Raw genomic sequence first — 16,165 nt, 5'->3', positions numbered from 1 at the left:
AATTTCACGATCGTGCCGAATCGAGCAAAGCTAGCCACAGACGGCGATGACCGTTGACTGCACTATAGAAGAGTAAATCGATTAGCAGTTTGAGGGCTAGGCGAGACAGTTGTTCGGTTGAGATTTGTTCTCCATCTTCCATACGTTCCTGATAGCTATTGGTAAAGGCATCTAAATAATCTCCTAGCAGGGCGGTTTGATGGGGAGCTTTATTTTGTTCGGTGATTTGCTCTAGTAACGTTACCGCGCGACGAATTAATTCGTGGTGCCCCCTAGCAAGGTAGCAGATAATCAGAACGAGCGATCGCGCTTCTTCTACATCCAGTTTTTTTCGCCCGCCCGAACTCTTGCGCAATGGATTCGACTGGCGCAAGCGCCACAGTTCGACGCGATCGGCGATAATTGATTCCAATTTTAGCTCTTGGGCTGCTTTGAGTACTTCCTCCGAGCCGATCTTAGTCAGAGCCTCTAGAGCCATTAATATAATGTCTAAATGAGCTTTAATATTGTCCAACTGTTGGGCATCTGGCTCTTGTGAAAGTGGCAAATCCTCCCGTTTGGGAGTCGATAGAGGTGCGTTCGCGCTCGAACCCATAACTATAGCTTAATACGGCGAAACTGTTGTGGCTTGGCGGTTACTAATTTGGAAACAAGGCGGCGATGGCTATTTTCAAGTCTTTTATTTTAGCGACAATTGGTTAAATATTCGCTTACTTGCTCGGTTGATAAACTATCATTAACCTTCCATCTGCATTATAAACTTCCACTCGTTTGCCGAAATGATTGCTCAAGCTTTGTAAACTTTTCTCTAGGGTGGCAATGCGATCGAGCAACTCGACTTGTACTTGCCAATTGGCGCTAGCTTGTGCCTGAATCGCCGTCTCCCAGACTCTCTGTATGTAGCTAGAAGTTAGGTTAATTTTGATAGCGCTATCGGCGGTCGCCCAGTTACAGATCTTGTTGTCGGGCAGGCAAATTTGTTGAAGAATGCTCTCGGTTTGTTGGAGGCGAGCCGCGCGATCGAACGCTACGGTATAGATAGCCATTAAGGGTTCGGCTTGGCGATATTGAAAGGTATTGCGCGGAACTTGTTTAATGTAAATTAGAGCGCTGCGCCAGTTGGATGCGGCAGCCGACCAACGAGCATTCGCTTCGGCATCTGTTGCCAGTTTGGCTTGTTCTATTGCTTTTTGATAGGAACTCGCCGCAGACTGCTCCTGCTTGTAGCGGGTTTGGACTGCTATCAGTTGCGGGGTATAGATAGCTAGAAGTCTTTGTGCCTGTTGATAGGTGTTGGTTTGGGGAGAAATTTCTCGCAGCCGCCTTACTGAGGTTTGCCAAGTGGCGAGAACTAGCTGCCAGTCTGCTGGGGATTGAGCGTCTTTTTGACGTATTCGCGCCAATTTTGCAGTTTCTTGAGCCATTCTCAAGCTAGTATTGGCTTGGGATTGTGCTTGCTGTCTCTGCTCGATTCCAGCGAGTTTTTTCTGATAATCTCGCTTTCTGGCTTGCGCGATCGCGTACCATTGACTTTCTGGCGGCACTTGTTGCAGGGAGGCGATCGCTTTTTGGCAAAGCTGTCGAATTTCTTCCCAGTTAGGGTAAGAAAAATTTTGCGCTAGAGAAGTGGCTTGCTCTGTCGTCGCGATCGCTGCTGTAATTTTTGTTAAACTTGCCAATTGTTTGTGGTAATCTGCCAGCAATATTTCTGCTTGCCTGCGATGCCTCGACCACCCAGGAATTGCTTGTAATGTTTTGATGGTTCGTTCCAATTGCTGTCGCGCCTCTAAGATATCTTGGTTTGAGGCGGAAAGTTTGACCTCACTCAAAGCCGAGCGATCGATTGCCGGACAGTCGCCGATCGCGCAAGGACGAGTCAAGACATACCAACCGCCAAGCAGCAAAACGATCCCGATGCCAGTTCCCGCTAGCAACCCAGATTTTCTTTTCGTTTCTCTTTTTTGCAAGTTCTTCGACTCCAAAGAAGACTCGTCGCGATCGCCAATTGCCTTTCTCGGTTGCCAATCGGCAAGCCAACGATCAAAAATCTCAGATCGTTCTTGGTCTTGCCAGATCAGATACATCGAGATGGGGGAATTTTCCCAGATTCGTTCCTCTTGCAGAGCTTGTCTTAGCAGCGAAAAAATTTGCTTGGGATAGGGGATAACGGACTCCGGGCAGCGAATGAGAACGATGGGGGTTTCCTCTTTCAGGACGCAGTAAATCTGTAGGGGAGGGTTAGCTGAAGACTCCGAGTTCAGACGTTTTTGCAGTAGCTCCTCCAGCGCCTTTAAATTAACTTGACCTTCGGCTGTTCTAATCATGAAAACAGCATATTATGTTTTTTGCTATTATCGAAAAACTCTTCTTTTAGAGGTTATTGACTGTATAGCGAATATTAAAGTTTCATGTTTTAAAATCAAGCTTTTTCTCCCCCTGCTCTCGACGCATAGGGAAATGTGGGGAGTGTGGGAAGAGTGAGGAGAACTTCCTCCCACCCTCAAAGTGATGCCCAAGTTGCGATCGCGAAAATTTTTTTTTGAGTTGCATCCGCCTTAGCATATTCGAGTTACCTCATCTATTAATCTAGTTATGTATGTATTTAATGCTTGATAAAAGAGGTCGATTTAATCGATTGCTTGCTCGCAGAAATTCATTTCAGTCTCGTTTCCTTCCTTGCCCATTTTTCATTTACTCATTTAATTTGCATTTTTATTAACTTAAAATCCCTATAAATAGAGTTTTTTAGATTTGTATTTTATAATTTAAATTTGTGATAGCTAAACTCTCTCGGACAATTCGTTCTCTGCTATCTGCTGCTGCCAACTCTCAGCGAAACGCTCGTAAACTCGCCAGTTCGTCTGTCATTCCCACTTCCTCTGCGCTATTGGCAAGTTTATCGATCGCGGGTTTAGTCATAGGAATCAGGCAAGCCGGCATCCTGCAAGGAACGGAACTGATCGCGTTCGACTCGATGATGCAGCTATCGCCGCCATTGCCTCCCGATCCGCGCCTTTTAGTCGTGGGTATTACCGAAGACGACCTTTGCTCCCAGAACAAAAGACCGCTGTCGGATCGAGTAATTGCGCGACTCCTGAGTGCGCTGCAAAAAGAGCGACCAAAAGCGATCGGTCTTGATATCTACCCCAACATCTCCTACCCGCCCGGTCGCGAGGAACTCCTTGAGGAACTAAAAGCCAATAACGTTATTGTCGTCACCAAACTAGAAGACGGCGACGGTCAAAGCATCTCGCCTCCTCCTGGGGTTAGTCGCGATCGCGTTGGTTTTAGCGACTTCGTTCTCGATAACGATAACGTGTTGCGCCGCAATTTAATGTATGCCGAATCGGACAAAGAAAAATTCTACTCATTTGCCTTGCAGCTAAGCCTAAACTACCTCAAAGATGGCAATTTAAGCGTTCGAGCCACGCCCGACGCGCTGCAAATTGGCAAAACCTCCTTACCTCGCCTCCAAGAGAATTCTGGCGGATATCAGATACCTGCTGCCGAGGTATCGGGTTGGCAAACCTTGCTCAAATATCGTTCAGCTAAGCAAGTCGTGCGACAAGTCACGCTAACTGATGTCCTCAACAACAAGGTAGATCCCACTTGGATCGAGGATAAGGTCGTTCTCGTCGGGACGGTAGCGCCGAATGGTAAAAACCAATTCGCTACTCCCTATAGCGCCGGAGCAAGAAATAACAACTTCATGCCGGGGGTAGTTATCCACGCGCAAATGGTCAGTCAAATTCTCGCTACCGTGCTAGACAATCAACGCCAGTTTTGGTTCTGGGCGCAGTGGGGAGAATGGCTGTGGATCTGGCTCTGGTCGTTAGTAGGAGGACTGTTGGGCTTGCGGTTGCACCACCCCCTTCATCTTGGCGCAGCTGTCGCAATCTCTACAGGCGGATTGTGGCTCGTTGGCTATCTTGCCTTCGTTCAATCGGACTGGATTCCGGTCGTTCCACCCGCGATCGCAGTTATGGCAACCAGTGCTGGCGTACTCGTCCATCAACTTTTTTACAGTAACTCTCGCGATGCCTTGACGGGTTTGCACAATCGCCGCGCCTTTCTCCAAAAGCTCGAACAAATCAACCGTCAGAAAAGGTTTCAGAATGTCACGATCGCGATTCTCTTTCTCGATCTCGATCGCTTCAAGCGAATCAACGACGGTTTGGGAAGAGAAGCTGGCGATTGGCTATTGCGCAATACAGCCAAGCGCCTGCAAAAACAGCTTGATAGCAAAGGACAACAACTCGCTCGCGTCGGCGGAGACGAATTTGCTATTTATTTGAGCGCGATCGACGACGAACATGAGGCCACTCAACTCGCCGACCGCCTGCAAAAAGAATTAACCCATCCCTTTCAATGGCAAGGACAGGATATTTATACCACCGTCAGCATCGGCATTGCCTACAACCGGACGGGTAGCGATTTCGATGCCGAAGAACTGTTGCGAGAAGCCGATATTGCCATGTATCAGGCAAAAGAATTAGGTCAAGCTCGCCATCAGATCTTTGCTGCCGGAATGCGCGCTCAGGCAGAGACGCGCTGGCAATTAGAAACCGAGATGAGGGGAGCGATCGCCCGTCGGGAGTTTCAGCTCTACTATCAACCGATCGTCTCGCTTAAAACGCTCAAAATTAGCGGTTTTGAAGCGCTAATTCGCTGGCAGTCTCCTCAGCGAGGTTTTGTGTCTCCCGAACTGTTCGTGCCAGTCGCCGAAGAAAATGGGTTGATTATTTCCATCGGTCAGTGGATTTTGCAAGAAGCTTGCCTTCAGATGAATTGCTGGCGGGAGCAATTTCCCCAACATTCCTCTCTAATCATGAGCGTCAATCTTTCTCGCCGACAGTTTTCTCAAGTCGATTTAGTCGAACAAATCGAGACAATTTTAGAGGACATTCCCATCGATCGCGAGCGATTGAAGTTAGAAATTACCGAAAGTCTGATGATGAACGATTTTGAAGAAGGATTAGCACTGCTTAGGCGGCTAAAAGCACTCGGACTCAGATTGAGTTTGGATGATTTTGGCACGGGATATTCATCGCTGAGCAATCTGCATGCCTTTCCCATCGATACTCTGAAAATCGACCAGTCATTTGTCAATCATCTCAACGAGGATCGAGAAAGTTATAAGTACGCTCAAATCGTTCGTACTATCATTATGCTGGGTCACAATTTAGAGTTTGACGTAATCGCCGAAGGAGTAGAAACCGCCCATCAAGTTAGGGCGCTTCAATCCTTAAATTGCGAATACGGACAGGGATATTTCTTCTCAAAACCGCTCTCGAAGGAAGCGGCAACGAAACTTTTGGCAAGCGATCCGCAATGGAAAGTTTGAGAAGCTGCGCAGTCATTTCTCTATGTGTCATTAAACTCTAATGACAAGCCCAATACTTTATTTTTCTTTCATTTTCCCTTTTAATCAAACAAAGTTTAGCTTCGCTGCTCTCTTTGATAATGGGAAAAAGAAAATTCTTTAGTAATTCGCTCGCCATAGTATCCAATCGCTTGGCACAAAGCATCACGACTTTTGTCCTGTTTGCCGCGATCGCGCGTTTGTTGGGTCCCTATCAGTTGGGGCAGTATACGCTAGCCTTCAGCTATTATTTTTTCTTTATGTCCCTGGCTTCGCAGGGGTTTAAAACCCTGTTTACGCGAGAACTATCGCGCTATCCCCAAGAAACGCCGATTTATTTGACCAGCGGCACTTTATTGCAGCTTTTTTTTAGTCTCGTTGCCTATGGACTGCTGGTTCTCGTCGTTTTTGCTCTTCCCTACAAGTCAGATACGGCAATGGTTTGCTATATTCTCGGAGCGGCGATCGCTCCCTTTTCGCTCTCCAATATTACAGAAGCTATATTTCAAGCACAGGAGAGGATGCACCTTATTGCATTTAGTACGGTGCCATTTTATATTTTGCGGGTGCTAGCTGCAATTTGGGCAATGAGGCTAGACTACGACATTAACGCCGTTGCAGTAATTATGGTACTCTCGGAAGTAGCTATCCTCATCCTGCAATGGGGCTTGCTCGCACGAACGGTCAAACTTCAGTGGCGAATTGATTGGAGCTTTATCTGGGATACTTGCAATGCGGTTCGCGTATTTTTAGCAATCGAAGGAATTGCGGTTTTTAGAGAAAGAATGCTGACGTTTATTTTATCGCTTCTGGGTGGGGAAGTTGTCGTCGGTCTGTATGGCGGTGTTATACAGTTGATGCAACCGTTTGAAATTATTTCCCAAAGTATTGTCACGAGTGCTTTTCCAAGAATGTCGCAGACGATTGCATCGGGTCAACAAAAACAGCGTCAATTGGTTGAAGGTCTGGTGGAAATTTTATTAGCCGTGGCGTTTCCCTTGATTGTCGGACTTTTATTTATTGGCGGAAATTTACTCGTTTTTCTCTACGGAAACACTGGCTTTCTTGAAGCAACTATAGCGCTAAACATCGTTTCTTTCGGGTTGATTGCCTCTGGGATCGTTCGACCCTTAAGCTATTCGTTGGTCGCCAATGGATGCGAACGGGTTAACTTGCGCGAGGTAATCGTGACGACGATCGCGGGCGGTTTTGCTAGCATAGCGCTAATTTCTCAGTATCAGTTACTCGGTGCAGCTCTTTCCTTACTCTTGATGCAAGTCCTTGCCTGCGGTCAATATGTCTGGGCAACAAATCATCGTCTTTTTTCGCTGCGACCGTGGCAGATCGCGCGCCGTCCGCTTCTTCTCGGTTTGTTGATGCTAGCTGTATTTGCCATTCTACAAAAAATCGAGCTAGATTTTCTCCCTACGGCGATCGCTGCTACTTGTGCGTATTGCGTATTTGCCAGTCTTATTGGCACTCATGCCCTTGGCAAACCAAGCGCGATCTGGGCAAAACTGTCGCGCAAATAAACTCTATACTCACTCATTTCAATCAGCGATCGCGTTCATTAAAACTTCTGTCAGCGTCAGATTTTCCATTTCATCAAAGCTGACAGTATCGACAATATCAAATTTTGCTCCCAATCCTTGCAGGAGATCGTCCAATGACTTGAGATATTTAGCTACTCCAGGATCGCAACCCACTTGAATCAAAGAGATACCGAGTTCTTCATCTCGATCCATCTTGCGAGTGACATTGAGAATTACTTCGCTGACTGCAATGCGATCGTCGGGTTCGCCATCGCTAACGACTAAAAATATCTCTCCTAACGGTTTTGTTTTTCCAGTTGCCTTACGCTGAAAGTAGTTGTTAATTGCGTCTTGCAGAACAGCTACCAAGTTAGTACCGCCGCTTGGCTTATTTTCTTGAAAAATTCTTTCTATGTCGCTCGATGTTACGTTATCGTAGCGCTTGAATCGACTAGAAAACACATAAACCGTCATCCCATCAGCATCGAACTCCTCGCATTTTCTCGCTAAAGCTAAAGCAGATTCTCGAACTGCCTCCCATCGCGTTTGACCTCCCGCTCGCTCTACAGTAGACATACTGCCGCTTTTATCGATAATCAGCGTATAATCTCGCGCTGCTAGAGAAGCGCTGTCAAACTTCATTGGCATTTGACTCATAGGACTTTCCGGGGAAGCTACCAATACGATTACAGTTTTAGGATTCCCCGAAATTCTCTGGAAATAACAGCATCAATTAGTAGAAATAATCGCTCAGTACTGGCAACGAGCGAACGGTATTAACTCGAATGTTTTGCTGTGCTACTGACGCTGGCGTTCCGAAGACGCGATCGCTGATTGAAGTGAAGAAAAATAGAAAGAAGTGTCGATAAAGACAGCAGGCTGAGTGGAGAAGCCATTTTCTTCATACTTAAGTCTTCTCAACTATTTACGAAATTAAATAATAGTTATTGATAATTATTTAAGTAACTATCGATCGTACAATAATTTTTATTATATCGGTGCTGGCTCGCCCCTCAAAAAATTGTATTTAATTTCACTTCTTTCTTTTGAGCATGATTCCTATTACTTCTCAAATCGATTTGCTGCAACTCGCTTCGGGCGATAATTTATCTATTCAAGTTTATAAATTCATTGGCAAACAGCCGGGGAAAAAAGTTTATATACAATCCAATCTCCATGGATCTGAAATTGTTGGCAATGCAGTGATTCATCAACTTATTGAATTTTTGACCGAGCTAGATGAAGATCGAATAACTGGAGAAATTTGGTTAGTTCCGGTCTGCAATCCTTTGGGAACGAATCAGAGAAGTCACTTTTTTTCAGCCGGAAGATTTAATAGTTACGATGGCAGAGACTGGAATCGTATTTTCTGGGATTATGAAAAAGAATGTGAAGATTTAGCAACTTTTGTCAAAACGCAAAAAAATCTGGACATCAAAGAAGTCAGAAAAAATTTTTTAGAGAAACAAAAAGCTGCTTTTGCCAAACAATTAGAACGAATCCAAAAACCCAGTAGCGTTCCCTACAGAGATCGATATCGATATCAATTACAATCTTTATGCTTGGATGCCGATTTTGTTATCGACATTCATAGTTCGAGCAACCAAGGAATCGATTACTTATACTGTTTTCAGGGACGAGAAGAAAGTGCCAAATATTTTTTCTTAGAATACGGCATCTTAATGACTGAATACGACGGAAATGCTTTTGATGAAGCGTTTATGAAACCTTGGTTGGCTTTAGAAAAACAACTGACAAAATTGGGAAAAGCCATTAAATTTGATTTAGAAGCATGGACGTTAGAACTCGGTTCGGGAATGCAAATGAATCCAGAATCTGTTGAAGTGGGGGTAAAGGGAATTAAAAACTACCTTGCCTACAAAGGGATTTTGACTCTAGCAGGGCACTCCGTTAACTATCCAGCCTCGACTGAGATTCAATTAGTTAGAAGACATCAAATTAAAAATTATTACGCGATCGCAGGAGGCATGATTCAAAAAAGGGTTCCCTTGAAAACTTCTGTTAAAGCAGGCGATCGCCTCTATCAACTCTTAAGTTTTAATAAAAGTGGAGACCTGCCAACCGCGATCGATATTTGCGCAGAAACCGATGGATTAGTCTTCGATATTTCCACCAATCAATCGGTCAATCAAGGCGAATACGTTTTAGGAATTCTGAACTTTGAATTATGAATTCTGAAGAATTTGACCAACAATCAACCCCTTTAGCCATTCCAACGCCGCCGCCGGGATTTAAATCTGGATTTGTCGGCATCATCGGTCGTCCCAACGTGGGCAAATCGACCCTAATGAATCATCTAGTCGGGCACAAAGTTGCCATTGTTTCGCCCGTCGCGCAAACGACTCGCAATCGCCTTCAGGGAATTCTCACCACCGAGAAAGCGCAAATTATTTTTGTCGATACCCCCGGAATCCATAAACCCCATCACGAACTCGGAAAAGTCCTCGTCAAAAATGCTATCAATGCTATTAATTCTGTCGATGTCGTACTATTTGTCGTAGATAGTTCCGTCGAGGCGGGAGGTGGCGATCGCTACATCGTCGAACTACTAGAAAAAACGAAAACGCCAGTCATTTTAGGACTCAACAAAGCCGACTTACAACCTTCAGATTATCGAGCGATCGATGAGAGTTACACGTGCCTCGCCGAATCCCACAACTGGAAAGTCGCTAAATTTTCTGCACTGACGGGGGCAGGACTAGAAACGCTGCAAAATCTCTTAGTCGATTGTTTAGAACCCGGACCTTACTATTATCCGCCCGATTTAATTACCGATCGCCCCGAACGCTTCATCATGGGAGAATTGATTCGCGAGCAAATTTTGCTGCTAACTCGCCAAGAAGTCCCTCACTCAGTTGCCGTCGTCATCGAACAAGTCGAAGAAACGCCAAAAATTACCCGCGTTCTCGCAGCTATCAATGTCGAACGAGAATCTCAAAAAGGAATTTTAATCGGCAAGGGTGGCGCTATGCTCAAGGCAATAGGAGTCGCTGCCCGCGAGCAAATCCAAAAGTTAATTGCAGGCGATGTTTACCTAAAACTATTTGTTAAAGTAGAACCAAAATGGCGGCAATCCCGCTTACAACTGGCAGAATTTGGCTATCGCGTCGAAGAATGAGCGAAAAACTTCATGCCCCTGACTCTTTTTTCATCTAGTTTCTCGGCAGGAGACTCCCGCTAGACCCGTCGAGGGTTAGCGGCAAGACGGGGCTTTTAAAGTGCGGAAGTGGTTCCGCACACAGCCCCTTAGCAATGCCGAGTCCTCCATAATAATGTCAGCTGTGTCCCCTTGCAACAATAGACCTCCTGCAAAAGTGTTACGCGATCGCATAATTGGAGTGGGAAAGAAGTTCATAATTATAAATGCCAGCAATCAAATTAAATCTCAACCCAAACCGTCTTCTTCGGTTGCGATATCGACTTGAAAGAATTCTGAATATTTTTAGACTGCGATGAATATTTTCAATTACAATCCTTTCACTTGCTAACTTACGATTAAACTTCTTTTGCTCTAGACTTAACTGTTGATTGCGCTTTTTTTGTTGGGAATTCTACTGTTGGGATGAAGTTTCTGAATTCCTTGATATCCTTTATCAGCCAAACATTCTATCTGTTGTTCGATTCCTATTTTACTATTTTTCCAAATCTTAAAATCATGACTTTTTCCCTTCTCATGAGCAATACAAAGAATTTGTCTCGTTTTTGCGTCAGCTAAAACTTGCGATTTTATCGTGTGACACTTTTGCCGACCACTGTAGTAAGCTTTTTGTTTTTTTCGGTCTTTCTATTTCATGTTCTGCTACATCTACTACGACAATTTCAATTTCTGTATTTTGGGGTTGAACAGCTTTTTTCCCAGGCAGATTGAAAAGTCCCGATTTCATTAAAATATCTTCTACTTTTCTGGTGATTCGTAAAGCCGTTGTCTCGTTTATTCCCCAGCTAGTTCCGATATGAAAATAGGTGCGATACTCTCGCCAATATTCAAGAGTCATTAAGATTTGGTCTTCTGCGCTTAATTTATTTGGTCGTCCTGTTTTTTTTGTAAGACTTTTTCGGCTTCTAGAACTTTTACCATCTCTTTAAACGTCTCTGGATATACTCCACAAAGCCGTTTAAACTCTGTCGGTTTTAAATTTTTTACTTGAGAGTAAGTCATAACTCGAATTGTAATTTGGTTTTATTTTACCTAACTTACTCTGACTTTTGCTGGAGGTCTAATGCTTGCGGCATTTGCAAAAAGCTTTTGCTAACTTCTGGGGTAAAAGAGCTAAGTATCCTCGGTTTAAGAAAAAACGTCACGGCGGTTCGATAGAGTTTACCAAGTCTGCTTTTAAATACAAGGACGGCAAACTGTGGTTGGCTAAATGCAAAGAACCTTTGAATATTGTTTGGAGTAGATATTTTCCCGTTAGTTGTGACCCGTCTACTGTGACGGTCAAGCTCGATCCTTCTGGACGTTGGTTTGTTTCTTTTTTGGTTAATGTTTGGTTAATGACCCAACAGTGAAGCCACTGCACCCAACTATTAAAAATATTGGTTTGGATGCTGGTTTGACTAGCTTGATTACTACCAGCGACGGGGAAAAAATTACCAACCCCAAGCATTTCAACAACAAATACCGAAAACTTAGAGCAGCACAAAAGACTCTTTCTAGAAGACAAAAAGGTTCTAAGAATAGAGAGAAAGCAAGAATTGCTGTGGCTAGAATTCAAGCTAAAATTGCTGATTCTAGAAAGGATTTTCTGCATAAGCTGACAGCTCAACTGGTACGCGAAAACCAAGTGATTGCGGTTGAGGATTTGGCTATGCCCAATATGGTTAAAAACCGTTCTCTTGCACGCAGCATTAGTGATGCGGGGTGGGGTGAACTGGTTCGACAACTCGAATATAAATGCCAGTGGTATGGTCGAGAACTGGTAAAGATTGACCGCTTTTTCCCATCGAGTAAACGGTGTGGGAACTGCGGTTTTGTAATTGATAAGCTGCCGTTGAGCATCAGAGAGTGGTCTTGTCCGGAATGTGGGACTACCCACGATCGAGACATCAACGCCAGTCGTAATATTTTGGCGGCGGGACTCGTCGTGACAGTCTGTGGATCGAGTGTAAGACCTGATAGACATAGCTCTAAAGGGCAATTGAGCAAAACCCGTAAGGGAAGGAAACAGAAACCTAAATCGTGAGGTTTAGGAATCCCTCGCTACAATCTCTGATTTAGCGGCGGGAGGATGTCAAGAAATTAGTTGCCAAAATGTACTAGAAATATATTCAAGATTGTATTTCTGAGACAAATATTGGGTACATTGACTGTAGATAACCGTCAAAGGCGAGAGTAAATTAAGGAGTGAAACGCGAAGACTTCCCTAACCGTAACACTTTCAGCCAGCTATCGGGCGGCAATGGCTATCCTCTGGCCATTGCTCGGCAGATGGAGAAAAAAGCCAAACCGTCCGATCGCGTTAAATTATTAGTATTAAAAAACGTTAAACAAGCGATCGCCAACTGCGACGCTTTCCATCGAGCTTTTGCCGAACGAAGAATCCAAACTATACAAAAACAAGTAAACGAAATCCTTGCATGCATCTTATTTACTTTCTATTATTAGTTGACCTTCAGCCAACTTGCCAGGACAAAGACCTATGAGCCGCGACCCAAAACAAAACGATCGAGCCGACAACTTCCTAGGCGATCGAGAAATTGCCGAACTTCTCGACAACTTAGAAGATAGCCCGACTTCAGCATCTGCCAACGGCAGCTTGGATGACTTCGGGAGTTTGTTTAATGAAGATTTCTCGACAGACTCAACCGATTCTGGCATGCTATCGGACAACCTCCCAGACCGAATCACTTTCTCAGAGCTGCCATCGGACGATGAAATCAGCAAGATCTTTAGCGAAGACTTGTCCTGGAAAGAAGATCGCTCGTCTTCGCCAGAGCGCGATCGATGGCTTGACTTCTCCGCTCCAGAAACCCAGAGTCAAGAAAATGTAACAACTTCTGCATCGGATTTTCTAAACGACGAGCTAGCCACCTTCCTTTCCGAAGAATCTTTCGATGGAAATTCTGTCCAACCCATCGCCGCTGAGTCGCCTTCCTTAGACGACGAGCTAGCTACTTTCCTTTCTGAGGAATCTTTCGATGGCAATGTCGCCGATGATACCAATACAACTCCGCAATCGAGCGATTGGGACGAACTCAAACAGTTATTAGCTGGAGACGATCTCGAAGAAACTTACTCTCCGACCGCTGGGGATTCGCCTGCCATACCCGCACCAACGCCAGTTACGGAGGAAGAATCGCTAGCGTTAGGCGAATCCGATCTTGATGACTTAGCAGCCCTGCTCGAAGAACCGACAACTGCCTCTGCTAGCAGAACCCTAGAGCCAAATATTTTTGAGGATTTAGAAGCGGTGCTCGGCGATTTTCCAGCCACCATGAACGATCCTTCACCGAGCAACAAAAACAATAGGTCGGACGATGAATTCCAAGATTTAGAAAAACTGTTAGAAAAAGCAGAGGGAACGATAAGCCCATCCCCTGCGGCTCAACCTGCTAGCATAGCCCCGCGCCTACAAGCCCGCACCCGCGTACCCAAGGCAAAACTCTTCGATCAGACCATGCGGGTGCCCGTCAAGCAACTGGACAATCTCAGCAACCTCATCGGGGAATTGGTCGTCAAACGAAACGCCTTAGAAGACGACCAGGAACGCTTGCGGCAATCTTTGGATAATTTGCTCAATCAGGTGCAGGCGCTGAGCGAGATGGGCGCGAGAATGCACGATCTTTACGAGCGAACTCTCCTAGAGGGCGCTCTGCTGGCCAGCCGCAATCAAAATAACTCCTTTGCCGGCTCTGGCTCTAATGCCTTTCCAACCTCTAACGCGGACGCGTCTAGCGGCAACGCGAGCTACCCAATCGATCGCGAGTTAGACGCTCTAGAGATAGATCGTTTCACGGGCTTCCACCTCCTCTCGCAGGAGATGATCGAGCTAATCGTCCGCATCAGAGAATCCACTTCGGACATTCAGTTTCTCGTAGACGATACCGACCAAGTAACGCGAACGCTGCGGCAAGTCACGACCCAACTGCAAGAAGGAATGACCAAATCCAGAATGGTGCCCTTTGCTCAAACGGCAGATCGCTTGCCTCGTGCCATTCGGGAAGTTTCCATGCGGCTTAATAAACAGGCGAAGTTATACGTCGAGGGCAAGGATGTCTTGATCGACAAGATGATCCTCGAGCAACTGTATAACCCGATGACGCACCTGGTCAATAACGCGATCGCCCACGGGATCGAAACCCCTGAAGAACGGATCAAAAATGGCAAACCCCCCGAAGGTCGCGTCACCGTTCGCGCCTTTATTCAAGGAAACCAAACCGTAATCACCGTCTCCGACGACGGCGCGGGCATCAATCCAGAAAGAGTCAAATTCAAAGCGATTGAAAAAGGTCTGATTACCCAGGCACAGGCGAGAACTTTATCTAAGCAGGAAGTCTACGATTTCCTCTTTCACCCCGGCTTTAGTACCAAAGACAAAGCCGATGACTTTGCGGGCAGAGGTGTCGGTCTAGACGTGGTTTACACCAACCTCAGCGAAATTCGCGGAACGGTCAGCATTGACTCTGCCATCGGCAAGGGAACTACCTTTACCATTCGCTTGCCCTTGACGCTGAGTATTTGTAAAGCACTGTGTTGTGAGAGCGAGCGATCGCGAATTGCCTTCCCCATCGATGGGGTAGAAGACACGAAAGATTACTCGCCCAGCGAGCTGTTTACTGATGAAGAAGGACGCAAATGCATTCGCTGGCGCGAGATGGAATTGCCGATCTATCGCCTGAGCGAGCTGCTCAATTACAATCGTCAAGCCAGTCGCCGAGCTTCCTACGCCAACAAGCCACCAGAAGAGCTACTTTCGATTGTCGTGCTTCGCAGCGCAGGTAACTTGCTAGCCCTGCAAATCGATCGGGCGATTGGAGAGCAAGAAATCGTTATTAAACAAATCGAAGGTCCCATTCCCAAACCGGCTGGCATCGCCGGAGCTACCGTATTGGGGGATGGAAGCGTTATGCCCATCGGCGACGTTCTCGAACTGATCGAAATCGCTCAAGGACGGATGCGGACAGACAGCAGCGGCAGTCTGTGGAAGAAGACCTACGTCCCGATTCAAGAAGAAGGAGTCAGAAGCGAACCTACCGTACTCATCGTGGACGACTCGATTACTGTTCGCCAGTTATTATCGCTCAGCTTCAGTAAAGCCGGCTATCGAGTAGAGCAAGCCCGCGACGGCCAGGAAGCTTTAGAAAAACTGCAATCCGGTTTGCCCTGCGATATTGTCTTCTGTGATATCGAAATGCCGAGAATGAACGGGTTAGAGCTACTGTCTCACCTCCAGCAAGATGCGAGACTCTCAGAGATTCCTCTTGCCCTGCTCACCTCTCGCGGCGCTCAGCGACATCGAACGGTGGCAGCTAAATTGGGGGCTAGCGGCTATTTTACCAAGCCTTACACTGAAAAAGACTTGCTCGATGCAGCAGCCAGAATGCTCAAAGGAGAAGTCTTGCTCCCTGGCAGTACCAAGACCCCCAGGGCGAGCAATCCAGCAGCGGACAATTTCTCTGAGGCAGAAGTTTCTTTCCCTGGACTTTCGACCATAGAGCCTCGTTCTGCCAAATCTGAAAATTTGGTTCTGATTGTGGACGATTCGGTAATGGTGCGCGAGATGCTCTCAATGACCTTTAATAAAGCTGGATACCGAGTCGAACCAGCCCGCGACGGTCAAGAAGCGTGGGAAAAACTTCGCGGGGGTTTGCCTTGCGACTTGATTTTGTGCGATATCGAAATGCCGAGGATGAATGGCTTGGAACTGCTATCGCGCCTTCAGGAAGATGAAAAGCTCTCTGCTATCCCCATGGCGATGATCACGTCTCGTGGCGCCCAAAAAATGCAAAACTTAGCTGCCGAGAAGGGTGCTAAAGGATACTTTGTCAAGCCTTATATTGAAGAAGTTTTGCTAGATGCAGCCAAGCGCTTGATTGCTGGGGAAGTCTTGCTCAAGAAAGGCAGTGCCGTGGAAGAATAACAGGAAAATAAAGATAGAAGCCAGCACTTGCGATTGCCAAATTCTTGTTAAGATTTAATAAATTTGTATTTTGAGAACTCAAGATCCTAGTTCCGTATTGTAATGCGGAAATTTCTGCGATCGCCAAAGTACTGGTTTCAAAGTCAATTTTTGCAGTTCCCATCTATTGA

At 45.9% G+C, this 16,165-nt stretch carries 10 protein-coding genes and 2 pseudogenes; 7 read left to right on the top strand and 5 right to left on the bottom strand.

What is annotated here, in order from left to right; all coding sequences use genetic code 11:
- Positions 1–4 precede the first annotated feature (4 nt).
- Positions 5–595, bottom strand: coding sequence for a DUF3038 domain-containing protein (locus PLE7327_RS08755; RefSeq protein WP_015143485.1), 591 nt, complete (start codon positions 593–595; stop codon positions 5–7).
- A gap of 115 nt (positions 596–710) precedes the next feature.
- Positions 711–2,324, bottom strand: a complete 1,614-nt coding sequence (locus tag PLE7327_RS08750) for a hypothetical protein (RefSeq protein WP_015143484.1) — start codon at positions 2,322–2,324, stop codon at positions 711–713.
- 449 nt (positions 2,325–2,773) lie between these two features.
- On the opposite strand from PLE7327_RS08750, the gene PLE7327_RS08745 reads away from it, so the two are divergent.
- Positions 2,774–5,344, top strand: coding sequence for an EAL domain-containing protein (locus PLE7327_RS08745; RefSeq protein WP_015143483.1), 2,571 nt, complete (start codon positions 2,774–2,776; stop codon positions 5,342–5,344).
- Positions 5,345–5,463: 119 nt separating this feature from the next.
- The gene (locus PLE7327_RS08740) at positions 5,464–6,894 is read left to right on the top strand and encodes an oligosaccharide flippase family protein (RefSeq protein ID WP_015143482.1); all 1,431 of its coding nucleotides are present in this window, start codon (positions 5,464–5,466) and stop codon (positions 6,892–6,894) included.
- Between the two features lie 18 nt (positions 6,895–6,912).
- Here the strand turns inward: PLE7327_RS08740 and PLE7327_RS08735 are convergent, their stop codons facing one another.
- Positions 6,913–7,551, bottom strand: a complete 639-nt coding sequence (locus tag PLE7327_RS08735) for a VWA domain-containing protein (protein ID WP_015143481.1) — start codon at positions 7,549–7,551, stop codon at positions 6,913–6,915.
- A gap of 141 nt (positions 7,552–7,692) precedes the next feature.
- Complete coding sequence (locus PLE7327_RS26140; RefSeq protein ID WP_256377722.1) at positions 7,693–7,815, bottom strand: hypothetical protein; 123 nt, start codon at positions 7,813–7,815, stop codon at positions 7,693–7,695.
- A 131-nt stretch (positions 7,816–7,946) separates the two neighbouring features.
- On the opposite strand from PLE7327_RS26140, the gene PLE7327_RS08730 reads away from it, so the two are divergent.
- Together PLE7327_RS08730 and era are read left to right on the top strand one after the other, a co-directional pair.
- The gene (locus PLE7327_RS08730) at positions 7,947–9,086 is read left to right on the top strand and encodes a succinylglutamate desuccinylase/aspartoacylase family protein (protein WP_015143480.1); all 1,140 of its coding nucleotides are present in this window, start codon (positions 7,947–7,949) and stop codon (positions 9,084–9,086) included.
- Positions 9,083–10,033: a GTPase Era gene (gene era / locus PLE7327_RS08725; RefSeq protein WP_015143479.1), complete on the top strand. Its 951-nt coding sequence runs from the start codon at positions 9,083–9,085 to the stop codon at positions 10,031–10,033. The genes PLE7327_RS08730 and era overlap by 4 nt, the downstream gene beginning before the upstream one ends.
- 199 nt (positions 10,034–10,232) lie before the next feature.
- Here era and PLE7327_RS23275 read toward each other — a convergent pair.
- A pseudogene (locus PLE7327_RS23275) lies at positions 10,233–11,074 on the bottom strand (IS5 family transposase).
- A gap of 62 nt (positions 11,075–11,136) precedes the next feature.
- Here PLE7327_RS23275 and PLE7327_RS08715 point away from each other — a divergent pair.
- From PLE7327_RS08715 to PLE7327_RS08705, 3 genes and pseudogenes are all read left to right on the top strand, one after another.
- Positions 11,137–12,098, top strand: a pseudogene (locus tag PLE7327_RS08715) (RNA-guided endonuclease InsQ/TnpB family protein); the annotation flags it as partial.
- Between the two features lie 161 nt (positions 12,099–12,259).
- A complete protein-coding gene (locus tag PLE7327_RS08710; RefSeq protein ID WP_015143477.1) occupies positions 12,260–12,520 on the top strand; it encodes a hypothetical protein in 261 nt (86 codons plus the stop codon).
- Positions 12,521–12,554: 34 nt separating this feature from the next.
- Positions 12,555–15,995, top strand: coding sequence for a hybrid sensor histidine kinase/response regulator (locus PLE7327_RS08705; protein ID WP_015143476.1), 3,441 nt, complete (start codon positions 12,555–12,557; stop codon positions 15,993–15,995).
- The last annotated feature ends 170 nt before the right edge of the window (positions 15,996–16,165 follow it).

The sequence above is a fragment of the Pleurocapsa sp. PCC 7327 genome, assembly GCF_000317025.1.
Lineage (GTDB): Bacteria > Cyanobacteriota > Cyanobacteriia > Cyanobacteriales > Microcystaceae > Hydrococcus.
This window is presented reverse-complemented; position numbering and strand designations above follow the sequence as displayed.

What these genes read in the sequence shown, in the direction of transcription:
- era (WP_015143479.1), top strand. Translation starts at nt 9,083, where the DNA reads ATGAATTCTGAAGAATTTGACCAACAATCAACCCCTTTAGCCATTCCA.
- PLE7327_RS08755 (WP_015143485.1), bottom strand. Translation starts at nt 595, where the DNA reads ATGGGTTCGAGCGCGAACGCACCTCTATCGACTCCCAAACGGGAGGAT.
- PLE7327_RS08730 (WP_015143480.1), top strand. Translation starts at nt 7,947, where the DNA reads ATGATTCCTATTACTTCTCAAATCGATTTGCTGCAACTCGCTTCGGGC.
- PLE7327_RS08750 (WP_015143484.1), bottom strand. Translation starts at nt 2,324, where the DNA reads ATGATTAGAACAGCCGAAGGTCAAGTTAATTTAAAGGCGCTGGAGGAG.
- PLE7327_RS08735 (WP_015143481.1), bottom strand. Translation starts at nt 7,551, where the DNA reads ATGAGTCAAATGCCAATGAAGTTTGACAGCGCTTCTCTAGCAGCGCGA.
- PLE7327_RS08740 (WP_015143482.1), top strand. Translation starts at nt 5,464, where the DNA reads ATGGGAAAAAGAAAATTCTTTAGTAATTCGCTCGCCATAGTATCCAAT.
- PLE7327_RS08705 (WP_015143476.1), top strand. Translation starts at nt 12,555, where the DNA reads ATGAGCCGCGACCCAAAACAAAACGATCGAGCCGACAACTTCCTAGGC.